Origin of the sequence: Marinobacter sp. MIT932201, from assembly GCF_047123295.1 — a bacterium.
Taxonomy (GTDB): domain Bacteria; phylum Pseudomonadota; class Gammaproteobacteria; order Pseudomonadales; family Oleiphilaceae; genus Marinobacter; species Marinobacter salsuginis.
The window spans coordinates 2,206,585-2,223,920 of record NZ_CP138917.1 but is presented as its reverse complement, the minus strand read 5'-3'; the positions used below and the strand labels follow the sequence as shown (position 1 = coordinate 2,223,920).

The 17,336-nt window shown below is 56.8% G+C and carries 18 protein-coding genes; 5 read left to right on the top strand and 13 right to left on the bottom strand.

Features of this window, described 5'->3' with window-relative positions; translation table 11 throughout:
* Positions 1-30: 30 nt before the first annotated feature.
* Positions 31-909: a DMT family transporter gene (locus SIC15_RS10065; RefSeq protein WP_412535759.1), complete on the bottom strand. Its 879-nt coding sequence runs from the start codon at positions 907-909 to the stop codon at positions 31-33.
* A gap of 38 nt (positions 910-947) precedes the next feature.
* Entirely contained in the window at positions 948-1,091 is a 144-nt protein-coding gene (locus SIC15_RS10060) for a hypothetical protein (protein WP_162841257.1), read from the bottom strand.
* Positions 1,092-1,278: 187 nt separating this feature from the next.
* Here SIC15_RS10060 and SIC15_RS10055 point away from each other — a divergent pair, with 187 nt between their 5' ends.
* Positions 1,279-2,070 (top strand): enoyl-CoA hydratase, encoded by a 792-nt coding sequence (locus tag SIC15_RS10055; protein ID WP_069183615.1) that lies wholly within the window; start codon positions 1,279-1,281, stop codon positions 2,068-2,070.
* A 25-nt stretch (positions 2,071-2,095) separates the two neighbouring features.
* On the opposite strand, the gene SIC15_RS10050 is transcribed toward SIC15_RS10055, so the two are convergent.
* The 3 genes from SIC15_RS10050 to SIC15_RS10040 are packed head-to-tail and all read right to left on the bottom strand — an operon-like array spanning position 2,096 to position 4,318.
* A complete protein-coding gene (locus tag SIC15_RS10050) occupies positions 2,096-2,614 on the bottom strand; it encodes a DUF192 domain-containing protein (protein WP_412535758.1) in 519 nt (172 codons plus the stop codon).
* On the bottom strand, positions 2,611-3,372 hold the full coding sequence (locus SIC15_RS10045) for an ABC transporter permease (RefSeq protein WP_136632317.1): 762 nt from the start codon (positions 3,370-3,372) through the stop codon (positions 2,611-2,613). Before SIC15_RS10045 ends, SIC15_RS10050 begins: the two co-directional genes overlap by 4 nt.
* Before the next feature lie 25 nt (positions 3,373-3,397).
* The gene (locus SIC15_RS10040) at positions 3,398-4,318 is read right to left on the bottom strand and encodes an ABC transporter ATP-binding protein (protein WP_069183617.1); all 921 of its coding nucleotides are present in this window, start codon (positions 4,316-4,318) and stop codon (positions 3,398-3,400) included.
* Positions 4,319-4,450: 132 nt separating this feature from the next.
* Between SIC15_RS10040 and SIC15_RS10035 the strand changes: the two genes are divergently transcribed.
* Both SIC15_RS10035 and SIC15_RS10030 read left to right on the top strand, forming a co-directional pair.
* The gene (locus SIC15_RS10035) at positions 4,451-4,936 is read left to right on the top strand and encodes a hypothetical protein (RefSeq protein WP_412535757.1); all 486 of its coding nucleotides are present in this window, start codon (positions 4,451-4,453) and stop codon (positions 4,934-4,936) included.
* 84 nt (positions 4,937-5,020) lie between these two features.
* A complete protein-coding gene (locus SIC15_RS10030; protein ID WP_291909025.1) occupies positions 5,021-5,332 on the top strand; it encodes a hypothetical protein in 312 nt (103 codons plus the stop codon).
* Here SIC15_RS10030 and SIC15_RS10025 read toward each other — a convergent pair.
* The 4 genes from SIC15_RS10025 to SIC15_RS10010 form a co-directional block, all read right to left on the bottom strand.
* On the bottom strand, positions 5,325-5,933 hold the full coding sequence (locus SIC15_RS10025) for a hypothetical protein (protein ID WP_412537606.1): 609 nt from the start codon (positions 5,931-5,933) through the stop codon (positions 5,325-5,327). The two genes, SIC15_RS10030 and SIC15_RS10025, sit on opposite strands and share 8 nt — an antisense overlap.
* Positions 5,934-6,071: 138 nt before the next feature.
* A complete protein-coding gene (locus SIC15_RS10020; protein WP_412535756.1) occupies positions 6,072-7,538 on the bottom strand; it encodes a PhnE/PtxC family ABC transporter permease in 1,467 nt (488 codons plus the stop codon).
* 13 nt (positions 7,539-7,551) lie between these two features.
* Entirely contained in the window at positions 7,552-8,202 is a 651-nt protein-coding gene (locus SIC15_RS10015; protein ID WP_412535755.1) for a phosphonate ABC transporter ATP-binding protein, read from the bottom strand.
* Positions 8,202-9,068 (bottom strand): putative selenate ABC transporter substrate-binding protein, encoded by an 867-nt coding sequence (locus tag SIC15_RS10010; RefSeq protein WP_069183622.1) that lies wholly within the window; start codon positions 9,066-9,068, stop codon positions 8,202-8,204. Before SIC15_RS10010 ends, SIC15_RS10015 begins: the two co-directional genes overlap by 1 nt.
* Before the next feature lie 153 nt (positions 9,069-9,221).
* Between SIC15_RS10010 and senB the strand changes: the two genes are divergently transcribed.
* Complete coding sequence (gene senB, locus SIC15_RS10005) at positions 9,222-10,208, top strand: selenoneine biosynthesis selenosugar synthase SenB (RefSeq protein WP_412535754.1); 987 nt, start codon at positions 9,222-9,224, stop codon at positions 10,206-10,208.
* On the opposite strand, the gene selD is transcribed toward senB, so the two are convergent.
* From selD to SIC15_RS09985, 4 genes are all read right to left on the bottom strand, one after another.
* The gene (gene selD, locus SIC15_RS10000; RefSeq protein ID WP_153633458.1) at positions 10,205-12,481 is read right to left on the bottom strand and encodes a selenide, water dikinase SelD; all 2,277 of its coding nucleotides are present in this window, start codon (positions 12,479-12,481) and stop codon (positions 10,205-10,207) included. The two genes, senB and selD, sit on opposite strands and share 4 nt — an antisense overlap.
* Positions 12,481-13,164, bottom strand: a complete 684-nt coding sequence (locus tag SIC15_RS09995) for a helix-hairpin-helix domain-containing protein (protein WP_412535753.1) — start codon at positions 13,162-13,164, stop codon at positions 12,481-12,483. Before SIC15_RS09995 ends, selD begins: the two co-directional genes overlap by 1 nt.
* Before the next feature lie 41 nt (positions 13,165-13,205).
* Complete coding sequence (locus SIC15_RS09990) at positions 13,206-13,604, bottom strand: hypothetical protein (protein WP_069183626.1); 399 nt, start codon at positions 13,602-13,604, stop codon at positions 13,206-13,208.
* Positions 13,605-13,776: 172 nt separating this feature from the next.
* Complete coding sequence (locus tag SIC15_RS09985) at positions 13,777-15,297, bottom strand: bifunctional GNAT family N-acetyltransferase/carbon-nitrogen hydrolase family protein (protein WP_069183627.1); 1,521 nt, start codon at positions 15,295-15,297, stop codon at positions 13,777-13,779.
* 148 nt (positions 15,298-15,445) lie between these two features.
* Here SIC15_RS09985 and SIC15_RS09980 point away from each other — a divergent pair, with 148 nt between their 5' ends.
* Positions 15,446-17,332, top strand: a complete 1,887-nt coding sequence (locus SIC15_RS09980; protein ID WP_412535752.1) for a methyl-accepting chemotaxis protein — start codon at positions 15,446-15,448, stop codon at positions 17,330-17,332.
* Positions 17,333-17,336: the final 4 nt, after the last annotated feature.

The following is a 17,336-nucleotide window of genomic DNA, read 5'->3' as shown; positions in this document are numbered from 1 at the left end:
CAGCGCGTATCTTCGCGCGCAGGAACCGGATTAATCAACTAATAGCCTTGCCTTTCGGTAGCGGCTGACTTCCGTCCAGCCGTGCACCGCTAGAGCCGAGAATACGATGACACCGCCCACCAGGCTGAGGTTTGGCGGTACCTCGCCCAGGAACAGCCACACCAGGAAGGACCCGAACACGGTTTCCAGAAGCAACATCAGGCTGACCTCTGCCGCGGGAATATAGCGGGGCCCAATCTGGATCAGTATGCAGGCAGTTGGCAGGAACACGAGACAGAGCAGGGCAATGAAAAAGAAGTCACTGCCCGAGGGCATCTGGGCCCCGCCAAACAGAGCGGCCACAGCGGCCAACACCAGGGCCCCGAACATGAGCATCACGCTCATATCACTGTCGGGTTTAGAGCGGGCCACATTGAGGTTGGAGGCCAGGGCGGTGGCGGCAACCACAGCCATCAACAGGCCCAACGGGTCGCCCTTGCCGAATTCGCCAACGGCCATGAAGGTCGCGCCGGTCACACATACCAGGATGACTACCCAGGTTCGCAGGGGCAGGGTTTCTTTCCAGACCGCCCAGGCGATGACGGCGGCGATAACCGGGGCGGTGTTGAGAATCACCAGCACGTTGCCGGCGGCGGTGTTTTTCATGCCGACTACGAATCCAAGCGTGCTGATGGCGAAGGCGCCGGCGCAAAACAGGCCTTTGCGACCGCATTTGCGAATTTCAGGCACCAGCCGGGAACGGTAACGGGCCCAGCTGATCACAAAGAAACTGAGGGCCAGCAATAAACCCCGCCAGAACAGGAACACCACCGGATCCACGGAGGTGATTTTCACAAGCAGCGCATCCGGGACGATAAACAGCACGCCGAGGGCGGCGATGGTCAGTCCTTTGATTCGGGTTGTCTGCAATGTGAGTTCGCCTGTTCTGGTGAGGTGTGTTGTTCAGTTCAGGGGTTATCCTGCTCTGGCAGCGGCTGGATGCTATTGATATCGCCGGTTGGTGTTGCCGGTTCGTCCTTGATGATAATGAATATGGCGCCGCCAATAACCGCGATGGCAAAGATGGCTTTGAGGATTATCGATTTGGACATGCGTTCTTCCTCTCTGCGTTCTGGCTTATACAAACAGCCTATGGGCGGGAGAGGGCTATAACAACCGCAAAGCCTCCAAAACTGAGCATCCTACAAAAGTCGCTTCGACAGTATAGACGCAGTCAGCAATACTCAGGGTAAGTTTGCAGGTTGCCTGGTGCAGCACCGTTAAAAATGGAGTGTCCTCATGACTGAACAAACCGCAGAACTGGTTCACAAGTACAGCGAAAATGGCATTACCACGCTCACGCTGAACCAGCCGGAGAAGAAGAACAGCCTGTCTATGGCCATGCTGGAGGCGCTGTCTGAAGAGCTGGAGATTATTGCCTCCGATACGGAAACCCGGGTTGTGGTGCTCGCGGCCCATGGCAATGTGTTCTGTGCCGGCCACGACCTTCGGGAAGTGCGGGAGCAGTTTGATAGCCATGAATTCCAGCTGGCGCTGTTCAACCAGTGCAGCAAGGTAATGCAGCAGATCGTCAATCTGCCCCGGCCGGTGATTGCCCGGGTAGCGGGTGTTGCCACAGCCGCGGGCTGTCAGCTGGTGGCCAGCTGTGATCTGGCGGTAGCGGCGGATACGGCGCGGTTCGCAACCCCGGGCGTGAACATCGGGCTGTTCTGTTCCACGCCAATGGTGGCTCTGTCCCGGAACGTGTCCCGCAAGCACGCCATGGAAATGCTGCTGACCGGTGAAATGATCGGCGCGGTGAAAGCTGAACGCATCGGCCTGGTTAATCAGATTGTTGACGAACAGCACCTGGACGAGATGGTCTACAAGCTGGCCCGGACCATTGCCGACAAATCCGGCCATACCCTGAAAATTGGCAAGGAAGCCTTCTATCGGCAGTTGGAAATGCCGCTGGAAGATGCTTACGAGTACACATCGAAAGTAATGGCCGACAACATGATGGCCAACGACGCCCAGGAAGGTATCTGTGCGTTCTTGGAGAAGCGTAAGCCGGAGTGGCAGGACAGTTAGAATCGCCTGGGAGTATCAGCCCGGCCTACTGGGTCGGGCAATTACCGTTTCCAATGAATAGCCGGTCGCCGGTCCGGATTCCATGTTCCTGGAAAAAACCGGCGTTCATCTCAACGGCCTGGATAAACGACACGCCGGCGGGGTAGGTGGGGCAGCCGGCACCACTGGCCGAGGCGCAGGGCACCATCTGCCGGATACTGCCGATCACGCCATCCTCGTTGAGGTAGGCAATGTCCAGGGGAATCAGGGTTTTGTACATCCAGAAGCCGTGGCTCGCTTCCCTGGGCTCGCTGTACTCAAACAGCATACCGGCGTCGGGCGCCAGAGAAGTACGGCCCATCAAACCCTTCCGGCGCTGTTCAGAGCTACTGGCCACTTCCAGTTTGACCGGCACTGTGCCCGTTGCTGAAACAAAGCAAGCCTCGACAACCGGCAGGCCTTCCTGTGGCGCTGCGATGCCTGAAGAGCACCCGTAGATCAGCGAGCTGACCGCCAGTACGACCCAGACTTTCAGGCCTCGAAGGCGTTGCGGTGTTGCTGTCACGAGCGTAACCGGTACCCGGTTTTGAAGATCCACCAGATGCCCACCATGCACGCAGTGAGAAACACGAGGGTCATGCCTACGCTGATACCGACATGCACGTCTGAAACGCCGTAGAACGCCCAGCGAAAGCCACTGATCAGATAGACCACCGGGTTGAACAGGCTCACGGTCTGCCACACTTCAGGCAGCATATCGATGGAGTAGAAGGTGCCGCCGAGGAACACCAGCGGTGTGATGATCATCATCGGGACAATCTGGAGTTTTTCGAAGCCATCCGCCCAGATCCCGATGATGAAGCCGAACAGGCTGAAGGTGATGGAGGTCAGCACCAGGAACGAGAACATCCAGAACGGGTGCAGAACGTCGTAATCCACAAAGAACTTCGCCGTAGCAAGTATGATCAGCCCCAGGATGACGGACTTGGTGGCAGCGGCTCCAACGTATCCCAGGACCACTTCCACGTAGGACACCGGTGCTGAGAGCACTTCATAGATGGTGCCGGAGAACTTGGGCATGTAAATGCCAAACGAGGCGTTGGAGATGCTCTGCATCAGCAGGGACAGCATCACCAGCCCCGGAATGATGTAGGCCCCGTAGGCGATGTTGTCGATATCACCCATGCGCGAGCCAATCGCGGAGCCAAAGACCACGAAATACAGACAAGTGGAAATCACCGGCGAGAGCACACTCTGCATCACCGTTCGGCGCATGCGGGCCATTTCGAATTTGTAGATTGCGCGGATACCGTAAAGGTTCATGCCTTTCTCCGTTGGGCCGGCGGGCTTACTCGTGCACCAGGCCGACAAAAATCTCTTCAAGGGAGCTTTCCCGGGTTTGCAGATCCCGGTATTCAATGCCCAGATCCCCGAGTGTCCGAAGCAGCCGGGCAACGCCGGCCTGTTCCTGCTGGGAGTCAAAGGTGTAGATCAGCTGGTAGCCGTCCTCGGACAGCTCCACCGGTTCCAGGGTCAGTTCGCCCGGTACCTTGTCGAGCTTGTGCGCCAGGTGCAGGCGCAGCTCCTTCTTGCCCAGCTTGGTCATCAGCTGGGTCTTGTCCTCAACCAGAATGATTTCACCCTGCCGGATCACGCCGATCCGGTCGGCCATCTCCTCGGCCTCTTCGATGTAATGGGTGGTGAGGATAATGGTTACACCGCTCTCACGGAGTTTGCGGACCATATCCCACATGTCCCTCCGCAGCTCCACATCCACACCGGCCGTCGGCTCATCGAGGAACAGGATCTGCGGTTCATGGGAGAGTGCCTTGGCAATCATCACCCGGCGTTTCATGCCGCCGGACAGCGACATGATGCGGTTGTTGCGTTTGTCCCAGAGCGAGAGGTCTTTGAGCACCTTCTCGATGTGGGACGGCTTCGGCGCCTTGCCAAACAGACCGCGGCTGAAGGAAACGGCATCCCACACGGTTTCGAACGAATCGGTGTTCAGTTCCTGGGGCACAAGGCCGATGGTCTCGCGGGCTTTGCGGTAGTCTTTGACAATGTCGTAGCCGGCGGCTTTCACCTCGCCTGAGGAGAGGTTAACAATGCCGCAGATGATGCTGATCAGCGTGGTCTTGCCGGCGCCATTGGGGCCGAGCAGGGCGAAGATTTCGCCACGGCGGATGTCCAGGTTGATGTTCTTCAGGGCCTGGAAACCGTCACCATATACCTTGCTCAGGTGCTTAACGGAAATATCCGGCTGCACGGGCGTGTCCTGTGGTCAAAATGGGTCGAATTGAAGGCGCGGTATTTTCTCATGACTGGCGCCAGTTTAGAAACCTTTGCCTTGGCGGGAGAAATCCCCATAATGCCCGGCAGGTTTGTTCGGGGTGCCGTTATGTTACGCGCAATAGCAGTGGCAGGATTGATTCTGGGGCTTGTTTCCGTAGCAGTGTTTGGTCCGGGCTTGCTTCAGGATGCCAAAGAGGATCTGGAAAGTGCTACTGCCAAAGAGAGTGCCGCGCCCCTTGCCCGTTGTGATTTGCTTCAGGAGGGCCCTTGCAGTTGGTCAGACGGTTCGGGCGAGTGGCAAATCAGCCTGAGCGAACTGGGTGAGGGCACCCAGGGCATGGAGTACCAACTCACGGTAGTCACACCAGAACGGCCGGAGCGTTTTCTCGCCGTTCTTCGGGGAGAGTCCATGTACATGGGCGAGTATCCCGTACCACTGGGCAACCGGGACGGAAACGAATACTCCGCGCGTTTTACGGCGCCATTCTGTACCGTAGACGCTACCATGACCTGGCGGATTGATCTGCAGCATGGGCAACAGGCTATCGAGGGCATTCCGGCAAAGCTGGTATTTCAGGCCGAGCCACACTGAGACAAGGGCAACCGGACGTCAGTCGGCTGACAACGGGCCCGGATTGTGTAAAATCACCATACCGCCACTACCAGGGACAACGTGATGGATTACGGAGATAGCGTTCAGAAGGTACTGCTGAGAAAAATCCGCAAAGCGGAGCAGGATCTGATTCAGCTAAAGCTGGATTACTGCCGGTTTGTCTTCGGATTAACTCACCGAGCGAAAGTGTTGTCCGATGGCGTGGCCTATGTGGTTCGTTCTGTCGACGTGGACAGCATGGCCAATACGGACGATGGTGGATTCAGCCGGCCCGAGATCACCGGCACCCGTGCTGACGAACAGGATCACGCAGAACCTGTGGCACTGGGCACCGATTGGGTACTTGAGACTGCCTCCGGGCAGGCTGCTAAATAAACGCGTTAGCGGTAATAGCCTCGTAAAGGCTCGAAGTCGGCGGTACATAGTGGTTGAACCGCCAGAATTCCGCTCCTTCCAACCCCGCCCTGAAACACGCCAGGTAAACCGTACTGGCCGTCAAGGTATCGATCGCCTCAACAATCTCTGACTGACGAATTCCGGTTTTTCGACTGGCAATCTGGGCAACGGTGGCTGCCAGAGCCGAAGAGTGCCGATTGGTTTTGTCGCTGAGGGCACAACCGGCGCCATAGAGCCAGACCGCCACGTACGTCTTAACCGCATTCGGCGCCGTTGATAGATCCAGGCCGTTCACTCGACAATCCCTTTCCTGAAGGCCCGCCAGAATATGCAGCTGGGTAATCAGCTCGGCGCGGTCCGGGGCAGCGTCGACAACCGGTTTGCGCACTGCGACTGGCCACTCTGAATGCCGTGAGGCTGGTTCAGACTGATGGGTTCCCGGATGATTGCCTGCCCAGTCTTCCTGATGGCCGGCAGCCAGAGGCTCGGCGCGCATCAGCGAGATCATCTTCACAGCCAGAAGAACAAGCAGTGCAAACAGCCCAAGCTGAACCAAGAGAATCAATCCGTTTACCATCATCACCAGAACTCTGAATGTTGCAAGAGGTTATCGGAGTGTAACGGAATGTATCCTGTCAATACCGCCAACCCGTCCCCATTACCCGGCCGGGGATTGACTGAAATGACGGAACTGTGACGGGGATCGCAGCGGCTGCGGCTAGCAGGTAGGCATGGTTTGCAGGGCCAGCTTGCGGCGAATGAAGCGGCCAAGGACGTCTACGCCAATGTTCAGCATGGCGGTGATCAGTATGAGCACCATTGCCTGGTCAAAACGGATGCTTTGAATGGCGCTATCGACGTAGAAACCCAGGGTATAGATACCAAGAATGCCCAGGATGGCGGTCTCGCGCATGATGATTTCCCAGCGGTAGAACAGGAAGGCCAGGAATGCGCGGTAGATTCGAGGCACCAGCTCCCAGCCATAACGATTGAAGCCGTGGGGAGCGTCGGATCTCAACCAGATTGTGTTGGTTTGCCGGCCAATGAGATGGCCGATGATTCCGCCGTTGTGCAGCGCCAATGCAACTACGGCCGGCAGCATGGAGGGCCCCCAGAGCTGCAGGAGAATGTAGGCCAGGATGTATTCCGGTGTTGATCGCGCAATCACCAGGAAAACATGCCCGGAGGTCCGGCGTATTGGGCCACCAAAATGGTTCGATATAAGCGGGAACGCAAGTAATGCGAGGATGCCGGTGGCCACGAGCGCGATCTGCGTGAGAATCACGGTATTCCAGATTCCTGGCAGGGCCTGTTCAATCATCAATTCATTGAGCCACGGCATCAGGCCAGCAAGGCCCTCACCATCCCTCAATGGGCTGGGCACAATGTCCTGGGTGAAGAACCGCTCAACGTTGCCCCAGACAATGGGCAAGCCATCGCCGAGGAAGAACGGAGCGCCCAGGATATACACGGGCAACAACTTGGGTTTCACCCAGAGGGGGATGGTGGCAATAAGCACATAGAACAGGATCAGCATCGCGCCGGCATCGGAGTACATGCCTTGCGAGAATGAGGTTTCCAGATAAAACCCCAGTGTTGGCAGGCCAACGAAACCGAGAATAGCGCTTGAGCGAAGACCACACTCAAGACGGTAGGCCGTGTAGGTCCGTAGCTGAACCCAGCAATCCGGGATCTTTGTGTAGAGGAACGCCGCAATGGTACCCGTGCCCGGAGGCAATAACCGGCCCGGTTCCGGATCTGCCTCTTCAAGAATCTCGGAGTAAACCTTGGCAAAAATACCGGAATAGGGAATTGCAATCGCCAGTACGCCCGTCAGCGGGTGGAAGCCGAAAAACTGGAGAAAAATAAGGGCCCAGAACAGCTCGTGAATTGCCCTGATAAAGGCACAGAATATACGAACCGGGAGAAAGCGATACACCAGTGCCAAAAGAAAGCCGCAAATAGCGCCAACCGTTACCCCCACGAACGCGAAGGCCACGGTTCGTAACAGGGCGGTAAGCAGCCCTTCGCTACTGAAGAAATTGGGGGTCAGTACGCCCAGGAAAAAATTGCCGAGGTCTCGCCAGGGATTGTTGGCGGTTATCGCTATGTCGGCAAACAGCAACCCCACGAGCGCAATCGCAAGAAAAATCAGGCTGGTGCGTACCGTCGGGTAGGAGAGCATCGCGGGACCGGTCCTAGTACAGCGACATGATGTCTGCAGCCGTCAATCGTTCTGTAGGCTCATCCAGGGCGACCTGGCCATCCTGGATGCCAACAATGCGGTTACAGTACTTCATGGCCATGTCAACGTCGTGCAGCGCGATCACGCTCGTTTTGAAGCGGTCTTTCAGCAGTTTCATGACGTGATGTGCCATTGGCCCATCCAGTGCGGAGATCGGTTCGTCTGCCAGTAACACGGGAGCGTTGCGATAAAGGGCTCTGGCAATGGCTACCCGTTGGCGCTGTCCGCCGGAAAGGGACGCTGTAGGTATCCAGAGTTTCTCTGACATTCTCAGCGCGTCCAGCAGTTCTGCAATCTGCTTTCTATCCTGTTTGAAGGGCCGGATCAGAGCAACGGTGTTGTACCAGGTGGCGTGCTTGTCCAGCTGCCCCATGAACACGTTGTGGAATACCGGTAGGGCGTTAACCAGGCCAAGCTCTTGTGGTACGAGAGACGATTCCCGATCCACCCTCTGGTGAATGAGCCGGATCAGAGTGGATTTTCCGGCACCACTCTTCCCGACCAGGGCGACCTGATCTCCCTCCTTAACAGTAAGGGTGAGCGGGCCGATAACCCGCTCACCCCCAAAAGAGGCCGTCAGGCCCGAGAGATCAAAGCCTGCCATCAATCAATGATTCCGATTTCTTTTGCAACCTTGCGAATCGGCTCGTAATCATCGTTTGAAGCGGGAACAAACGCAGAGCGCGGGAAGCTTTCAAGCAACTCAGGATCATCCAGGGAGAGCAGGGCCTCGCGGACGCGATCGGTAAAGCCTTCGCCGTAGTTTTCATCCACGTCGCCACGGATGCTCCACTGATAGTTGGGGAAACTTGGCGTTTTCCAGATCACCTTCACCGCATCGGTATTGATGTTTCCGTTTTCCAGTTCTTTTTCCCAGACCGCGAAGTTCATGGCGCCCACTTCATAAGTGCCGGACTCTACCAGGCGGAGGGTGCGGGTGTGGTTGCCGCTGTAACCCACGCGGGAGAATACGTCTTCAGGAGCTTCTCCAAAGGTTTCGCGAATGTGGTACTCGGGAATCAATCGCCCGGAAGTCGAGCCTTTCGATCCAAAGGTAAATGTCTTGCCACGCACATCTTCCGGCAAACGGTCTGCGCGATCCAGGCCGGTGCTCTCATGAGCAATAAAATAAACGTAGAAGGCCTGGTCTTCGGTGCCCTGCGCGATCGCCTGCGAACCGGGTACCAGGGATCTGGCCTGAACGCCGGACAGGCCGCCGAACCATGCCAGTTGCACCTGATTGTTCCGGAATGCAGATACGGCGGCTGCATAGGACTTGACGGGGATGTACTTTACATCCGCATCCAGTTCCTCGGACAGGTAGTCCGCAATGCCGCGGAAACGCTCGACGAGCTTGGTTTCGTCTTCATCGGGGATGGCCGTGAAAATAAACGTCTGGGCCGATGCGGCTGCAGAGAACAGAGAACAGAGACCAATAATCAGCAATTTCCGTATAAGATTGTGGGTCATGGTTTTTCCTTGTTGAAACGGATATTTAGAGTGGGGAGTCTGAACGAGCGGCTCCTGTTAAAGAAGGATACCTGTATTCACGTAAACTCTGAACAGCTATACGGCATACGTTTTTAAATGGCTCAAGACGGCCGACCAATTCAGGCGATTAGAATGCGTTTAATCTTGGTTACACCGGCGAAGCCGGGATCGAAAGCAGGGAACCGGGCAACGGCTGAGCGCTGGAAAACCCTGCTGGCAAATGCCGGTCATTCCGTACGTGTGGTTACTGAATACGACGGTGAGCCCTGTGATGCCCTGATAGCGTTGCATGCCTGGCGCAGCGCTGGTGCCATCCGGCGGTTCCGTGAAACCTGGCCCGAAAAGCCACTCATAGTGGCGCTGACTGGTACGGATATCTATCACCACCAGCACGAGTATCCTGAACAAACCCTCTATTCCATGAACGTGGCGGATGCGCTCATCGGACTGCACGGTCTGGTAGCCGACGACATACCGGCCGGTCTGGCGGAGAAACTGGTAACGCTGTATCAGTCGGCCGAGGGTCCAGAGTCCTTTCCAGAACCGGAAATGGACTCCAAGAGCAACCGGTTCGGCGTGTGTGTAATCGGCCATTTGCGGCACGAAAAGGACTCTCTCCGGGTGGCCTATGCTGCGCGGCTGCTGCCAGGGTACTCGCGGATCGAGGTTGTCTGCGCCGGCAAGGCTCACAACGACGAGTGGCAACGCAAAGCAGAGCGGGAAATGGCCGAGAACCCTCGCTTCCGTTGGCTCGGGGAGTTGGATAAAGCCGACACCCGGCAGTTGATGGTAAACAGCCAGGTGATGGTGATCAGCTCCATCATGGAAGGCGGGGCAAACGTGGTATCCGAGGCCTGTCGGGCTGGCTTACCGGTTTTGGCATCCGATATTCCGGGCAACGTCGGTTTGTTGGGGCCGGACTATGGTGGATATTTCCCGGTTGGCAACGAGGAGGCACTGGCCGAGCTGCTGAATCGAGCCGAGACCGATCCCGGGTTTCTGGCCACTTTGGCGCAACAGGTTGGAAAGCTGGCAGAGCGTTTTCTTCCAGAAAAGGAGCAGGCATCCCTGGAGCAGGCGCTACAACTGGCGATGCAGCGCTGCTCAGAGAGGTGTTAATCCCGCAGGGAAATGGGCTCGATGGGCCCCGATTCATCCTGAGCGGTGATGCGGCCGATGACTGCAGTATGTGGGTAGCCCAGGGCCTTTAGCTCCCGCACACATTCCTCGGCTTTGTCTGCCGCAACACTTGCCAGTAGCCCTCCCGCGGTTTGCGGATCAAAGATCAGCGGATACCTTGCGTGGTTAACCCACTTTCCCTGATCCCGGATCCCCCGGCGCAAGCGGATATTGGCCGGTTGCAGGGAGCTGAGGATCCCGGCGGCTGCGGTCTCCTCGGCGCCCGGAAGAATCGGTATGGCAGACAGGTCCAGCTCGGCATCGACGCCCGAAGGTTTGGTCATTTCAACCAGATGCCCAAGCAGGCCGAACCCGGTCACGTCCGTGCACGCTTTGGAGCCAAACTTACGGAGACAGTCTGCCGCGGCCTTGTTGGATTGCACCATGGAGGCGAGGGCAGAGTCGATCCACCGGCCTTTCGCAGCCAGCTTTGCGTGAGCAGCGAACAGGGTACCCGTGCCGATGGGCTTGGTGAGGATCAGAGCGTCTCCGGCTTTCAGGCCACCTTTGCTCATGACCTCTTCCGGGTCGATCAGGCCGTTAACCGCAAAGCCCAGGGCCAGTTCCTTGCCTTCACCGGTATGCCCGCCAACAAGGGCACAACCGGCTTCGTTCAGCACTTCCACGGCACCGGACATCATCTGGTAGACCACGTCCTCCACCTTGGATTCAATGCCGTAGGGCACGGTAGCAACAGCGGTAGCACTTTGTGCCTCGGCGCCCATGGCAAACACGTCACCCAGGCTATGATTCGCAGCGACTTTACCGAAGATGTAGGGATCGTCGATAAATGCGCGGAAGAAATCCACCGTGTGAACCACGGCTTTGCCCGGCGGTACCTTCAGGACGGCTGCATCGTCCGGGGCGTGAAGGCCGATGAGGATATCGTCGCGTTCAATGGGCTTGAGTTCCCCCAGGGCCCGCGAAAGCACTGTACTGCCCACCTTGGCACCACAACCCCCGCATCGCATGGCAACGGCTGAGATTGCCTGGGAAGCCTCCTCGGCATTCTGGGCCGCCGCGGTATCCGGCAATTTGGATTCTTCCTCCATGGGAGGGAGATCGTTGAACTTTTTCATGAACCGGCGATCGATCCAGTCCTTCCATCGCCACACCCAGGCGCCGTCGAACTGGGTATCCCCACGGGAAGCAACCGCGTATTTATCGCCGGTGCTGATCAGCGCCAGCCATTTTTTCTGGGGGTAGAAATCCTTTGGATCCTTGCCAGTCGCCAGGCGCTTGAGGTTGTCAGCCAGCGGTGGGCCTTGCCTTACCGCGAACACACCCGCTTTCTCCCGGGGATGGTTCAGTACATTGGCGATGTCGCCGGCAGCGAAAATGCTGTCGTCGTTTTCCACCTGCAAGGTATCCCGCACACGGAGGAACAGTCCGTCATCCAGGGCGAGGCCAGTATCCTTCAACCACTCCGGTCCGCCAGCCCGCGTTACCCAGAGCACTTCGTCGGTTTGCAGGGTTTCACCGGATTCGGTGATCAATAGCCCTTCCTGAACCTTGCTTACCGGGGACCCCAGGTGCACCTTCACACCGCGTTCCGCCAGCGTCCTGCGGAAAACCTCGCGAACCTTCGGATTGTGAGTGGGCAGGATTTCGCTTGCTGCGTCAAACAGGTGGAAATGGAGCTGCCCAGGGTCTTTGCCACGCTGTTTCAATTCGTTCTTGAGCCGGAACTGCATTGCCAGGGTGAGCTCAACACCACCGGCACCCGCTCCGACAACCGCCACCGTCAGGGGGCCTTCGTGGTTCTCGATCCGGGAGAGCAGCGCAAGCCAGCGGTTGTTGAAACCGGTAATCGGCTTCACCGGCACGGCATGATCGGAGGCGCCTTCCACTTCGTTAACCCGCGGCGAGGAACCAATGTTGATGGAAAGAATATCGTAGGGTACGTCCGGGCGCCCCCGACAGATAACCCGCTTGCGTTCCCGGTCGATGCCCATGGCTTCGGCACGATAAAAGCGCGCACCGGCGTATTCTGCCAGGCGGCTCAGATCTATATGGACATCATCGTAGCTGTAGTGGCCGGCCACATAGCCAGGCAACATGCCGGAATAGGGGGTGTGGGTGTCGCGGCAGATGAGGGTCAGGCGCACGCCGGGGACCGGGTTCATGGCGAACCGTTTGAGTACCCCGACGTGGCTGTGCCCGCCGCCAATCAGGACAATGTCCCGTAATACAGGCTGGTCAGGCGTTCGCATTAGCTGATTTTCTTGGCTTCAGCTGTAAATTGGCTGTATCCCTTGACGTTGGAGAAAGCCTTCAGCTTTTCCTGGTCTGCTGCAGAAGGATTTGCGATCTGGTCGATGGAAGTGATTCCAGCGTCCTTCATCTTCTTGGCAGTGGCAGGACCAATGCCTTTGACCAGTGTCAGGTCGCTCTTGTCCACCGGCTTGGCCGCTTTGGCCGCAGGCGCTTTCCTGGCGGCAGGTTTCTTGGCAGCCGGCTTTTTGGCAGCAGGCTTTTTGGCAGCAGGCTTGCTGGCAGCGGCTTTTGCTTTGGCGGCCGGTTTGGCGGCTTTCTTCGGGGCTGCTTTTTTAGCGGCGGAGCCGGCTTCTTTGCTCACTTCGTCGGTGAGTTTCTTCACTTCCTTGCCCGCCTCCTTGGAGGCAACACCCAGACGTTCAAGAATACTGCTCTGAAGTTCGTGAAATTCGTCAAGGCGGCGTTCAAACTCTTCGTGGAAACGCTTCATCTCACGGTCGCGAAGTTCGTCAATTTCCTTGAGCAGTTTGCGTACTGGCTCCTGAACCTGATTCTGCAGACTGTCGAACTGCTTCAGTGCATCGTTCACCAGACCTTCGATCTGGGCGGAGGTCTTTTCGAACTCCTTGTTGACCTTCTTCACGATCTTATCAACGTTCTGTTTGGCTTTCTTCGCCATGGATTGTCTCCTTACGGACAGGTTTCAACGAAAAATCAGAATCAGGCCATTTGCCGGAAACCGGAAATGGAGCCTGGGGAACGACGTGACTTGAGTGACTGCTTTTTGGATACCACTTCCCGAATTCTGCGAAGCTTCTCCGCCAGGGACGAGCCACCGTTGGAGTCGAGTTCCACGAAATCGATGGAGTAGAAGAAATTGCTGCAGTGTTTTCTGCGTTCGGTGACCAGCCCGGACAGACCTTCCGCACGGATCTTGTCAAACGGCATGTCCATCACGAGATCCAGCACCACGGTATCACCGGGGTTGAACACCTTGTCGGTTTTCATCACGCATCCATAGCCGTCCAGTTCGTAGAGGGCTGCCTCGACAAGTTCCTTTCGAAAAAGGCCCTGTCTGATTCGAAATCGGGCGACAAGATCCGGCAATGCTTCGTTCATGAATCAACTTCTCTGGTGATGTCCGTATCCACAGCAACCTGTCTCATGGGGAGACAGGCTGGATATTGATTAAACAATAGACACTGGACTTTGGTTTTGCAACGCCATCAGTGCCATACGCTCCACCGCTAAGGCAGTTTTTTAACAATCTTTTACGGCAGATCAGGCCAGTTTACTTTGTTTTCAGCTCGTACATATCAACGCGGCGATCTTTCAGGTTAGTGACAGACCCCTCGTTGCGAACCAGCTTCAACTTTTCCAGGTCCATATCGGAGAACATGATCATCTCCGTATTGGGCGTGGTTTCGGCCATCACCGCATCGTGGGGGAAGGCGAAATCCGATGGCGAGAATACGGAGGACTGCGCGTACTGGACGTCCAGGTTCTCGACTTTCGGCAAGTTGCCCACGCTGCCGGTGATTACGACATAACACTCGTTTTCGATCGCCCGCGCCTGTGCACACTGGCGAACCCGCAAGTAGCCATTCTTGGTATCGGTCCAGAAGGGCACCATGATGATATCGACTTCCTGGCTGGCAGCAATTCGCCCCAGCTCCGGGAATTCTATGTCGTAGCAGATCATGATAGCGACCCGGCCGGCGTCGGTTTCAAAGACCTCGAACTGGTTACCACCTTCAATAACCCAGTCGCGCCGTTCATGGGGCGTAATGTGAACCTTGCGCTGCTCGTCCACTCGGCCATCCCGGTGGCAGAGATAGGAAACGTTGTACACCCGGTCATTTTCGATCAACGGCATGGAGCCCGTGATGATGTTGATGTTGTAGCTCACCGCCATTTCAGACATTTCTTCCTTGAACTGCTGGGTAAACCCGGCGAGGAAGCGAATGGCGCGGGTCTGGTCCATCTGGTCCGTAAGCCCCATCAGCGGCGCGTTGAAGAATTCCGGGAAGATAGCGAAGTCACTCTTGTAATCAGACAGCGCATCCACGAAGTATTCCACCTGCTTTAGAACTTCTTCAACGGAGGTGAATTCCCGCATCTGCCACTGCACGGCACCAAGCCTCACCTGCGTCTTCTTGACGCTGAGGACCGGAGAAGGCGGGGTGTAAAGGATGTTGCGCCACTCCAACAGGGTGGCGTAGCCCATCGATTTCTCATCCTCCGGCAGGTATTTATGCATCAGCCGGGTGACCTGGAAATCATTGGAAAGCTGGAAGCTCAGGATCGGATCGTAGATTTCCTTGCGATCCACGCGCTGGATGTACTCCTCGGGGGAATACTGCTCGGCATACTTGAAGTAGTTGGGTATGCGGCCGCCAGCCAGGATGCCCCTGAGGTTCATGGAGCGGCAGAGTTCTTTCCGGGCCTCATAGAGACGACGCCCGAGCCGGTAACCCCGGTAATCCGGGTGAATAAAAACATCCAGACCGTAAAGCGAATCGCCATTGGCGTTGTGCCAGATCTTCTCGTTGCGAAGGATCAGGTCATCGTAGGTATGGGGGTTGCTGAATCGGTCGTATTTTACGGAAACCGTCAGCGCAACTGCTACCAGCTGGCCACTTTCCTCAATGCAGATCTGGCCGTCTGGAAACTGTTCCACCAGAGCTTTGATCGTGTCCTTGGGCCAGGCGCCTCCGATGTCGTCGTAAACGCGGTCCATAAGCTTTTGAAGCTGTTCGTAATCTTCAAGCTTCAGGTTCCGGAGGTTGAGGTGCAGTTCTTCATGGGCCATTCAGTTCGGCTCCCGTTCGTTATGGAGTAGGACAAGCTCGGCATTTGCGTCAATACTTAGAAAGTTTAACAGAAGCCGCTAAAGACTTCGCACCGCAGGCCGAAAGACAAATTAACGAATATCAATTTTCATTGCTGAGGATTTGACCGTGCAGCTGACATTCGGGCAAAAGCTCCTGACTGCTTTCGGTATTCTGTTGCTTTTGGTTATGGGGGCTTTCACCCTCTCTGGCGATTTACGGCTGCAGAACACCACGAAAACCTATGTAGACGCGCTGATTGACGACACAGTGCAGCAAAGCACCTCAAGCATTGCCGAATGGCTCAATACCCGGCTGGTGATGACCGAAGCCACTGCCAAAGCGTTGGAAAGCGCCAAGAATGATGAAGAGGCGCGTGTTGTGCTCCAGGCCATTACGACCGGTGGAGGGTTTCGCGATGTGTATGTGGGCCGCACCGACGGCTACATGCTGATGAAATCGCCGGAAGCCAATGCAACCCTGCCGTCTGATTACGACCCCCGCGAACGTCCCTGGTACAAGAAGGCCATGAGCCTTGGAAGCGCCTCATTTACCGAACCGTACCAGGATGCCAGCACCAACGACATGATTATCTCCACGCTTGCGCCTGTGAAGCGCGGTGACTACGAAGGCGTGGCCGGCGCAGATATCGGTCTGGGCGCTATCGCGGAAACCCTTTCTACTGTAACCCTGGCGGATACCGGCTACGCAGCCTTGATCAACGAACGCGGAACCGTTCTGTTCCACCCTCAGCAGGCGCTTGTGGGCAAGAACATCAATGCTTTGATTGGCGGCAGCCCGGACCTCGGCGGAGCTGCCCACGAATATAACAATGAAGAGGGGAACTGGGAGGCCAGCTTCCATCCAATCAGCGATGCCCGCGGCGTGGAGTGGTATCTGGGCACTTTTGTGAATGCAGACAAGATCAACGCGCCGGTTCAGAGTGCCCGCATGACCGGTCTGATCATGGCAGTCATTGGCCTGATCGTTTCACTGGTCATTCTGCATCTGGGCATCAAGGTGCTTATGGCGCCTGTTCGTCGTCTGAACAAAGCCATGGGAGACATCGGTAGCGGCGATGCAGATCTGACCCAGCGCCTTGACGACAGTGCAAAAGACGAATTTGGTGAGCTGGCCAGAAGCTTCAACCGGTTTGTCGAGAATATCCAGAACGTCGTCTGGGACGTACAGCAGGGCAGTGCGGAGCTGGGCCAGAATGTCAGCTCCCTGAGAGACACAGCCAGCACCAGCCGTTCAAGCGTGGAGAGCCAGCAGGTCGAGATCGACATGGTGGCCACCGCCATCAACGAAATGTCGGCGGCCGCAGGCGAAATCGCACAGAACGCCCAACAGACAGCCGACGCCGCCAATACTGCCGACGGCGACAGCCGGGCATCGCTTGAGACCGTCGCCGCCTCCCGGGATGCGGTGCAGAAGCTCTCGAGGGAGGTCAACGCGGCGGCTGAAGTCATCGACACACTCGGCAAGGATGTCGCTTCAATCACGACTGTCCTGGAAGTGATTCAGGGCATTGCCGAACAAACCAACCTGCTTGCGCTGAATGCTGCTATTGAAGCCGCACGGGCCGGCGAGGCAGGGCGGGGCTTTGCGGTGGTGGCCGACGAGGTGCGCAACCTTGCCCAACGCACCCAATCCAGCACCGAGGAAATCAACAATATGATCGAGCGTCTGCAGAAAGGCGCTAACGATGCGGTTGATGTAATGAAAGCGTCAACTGCGGTTTCCAGTGTCAGCATGGAAAAAGCCCAGGATGCCATGGAGGCCCTGAACCGGATTGCCGAAGCCATTACCTCGATCAGCCAGATGACGTCGCAGATTGCCACGGCCTCCGAAGAGCAGACGTCGGTGACCGAAGAGCTAAACTCGTCGATTACGAGAATCGCGGATCAGGGGCAGGAAGCGGCCGCCGCAGCCACGGAAAATGACGTTTACAGCGGGCAGATAGAGAGCATTGGCAAGGCCCTGAACCAGAACGTCTCCCGGTTCCGGGTATAGCAGG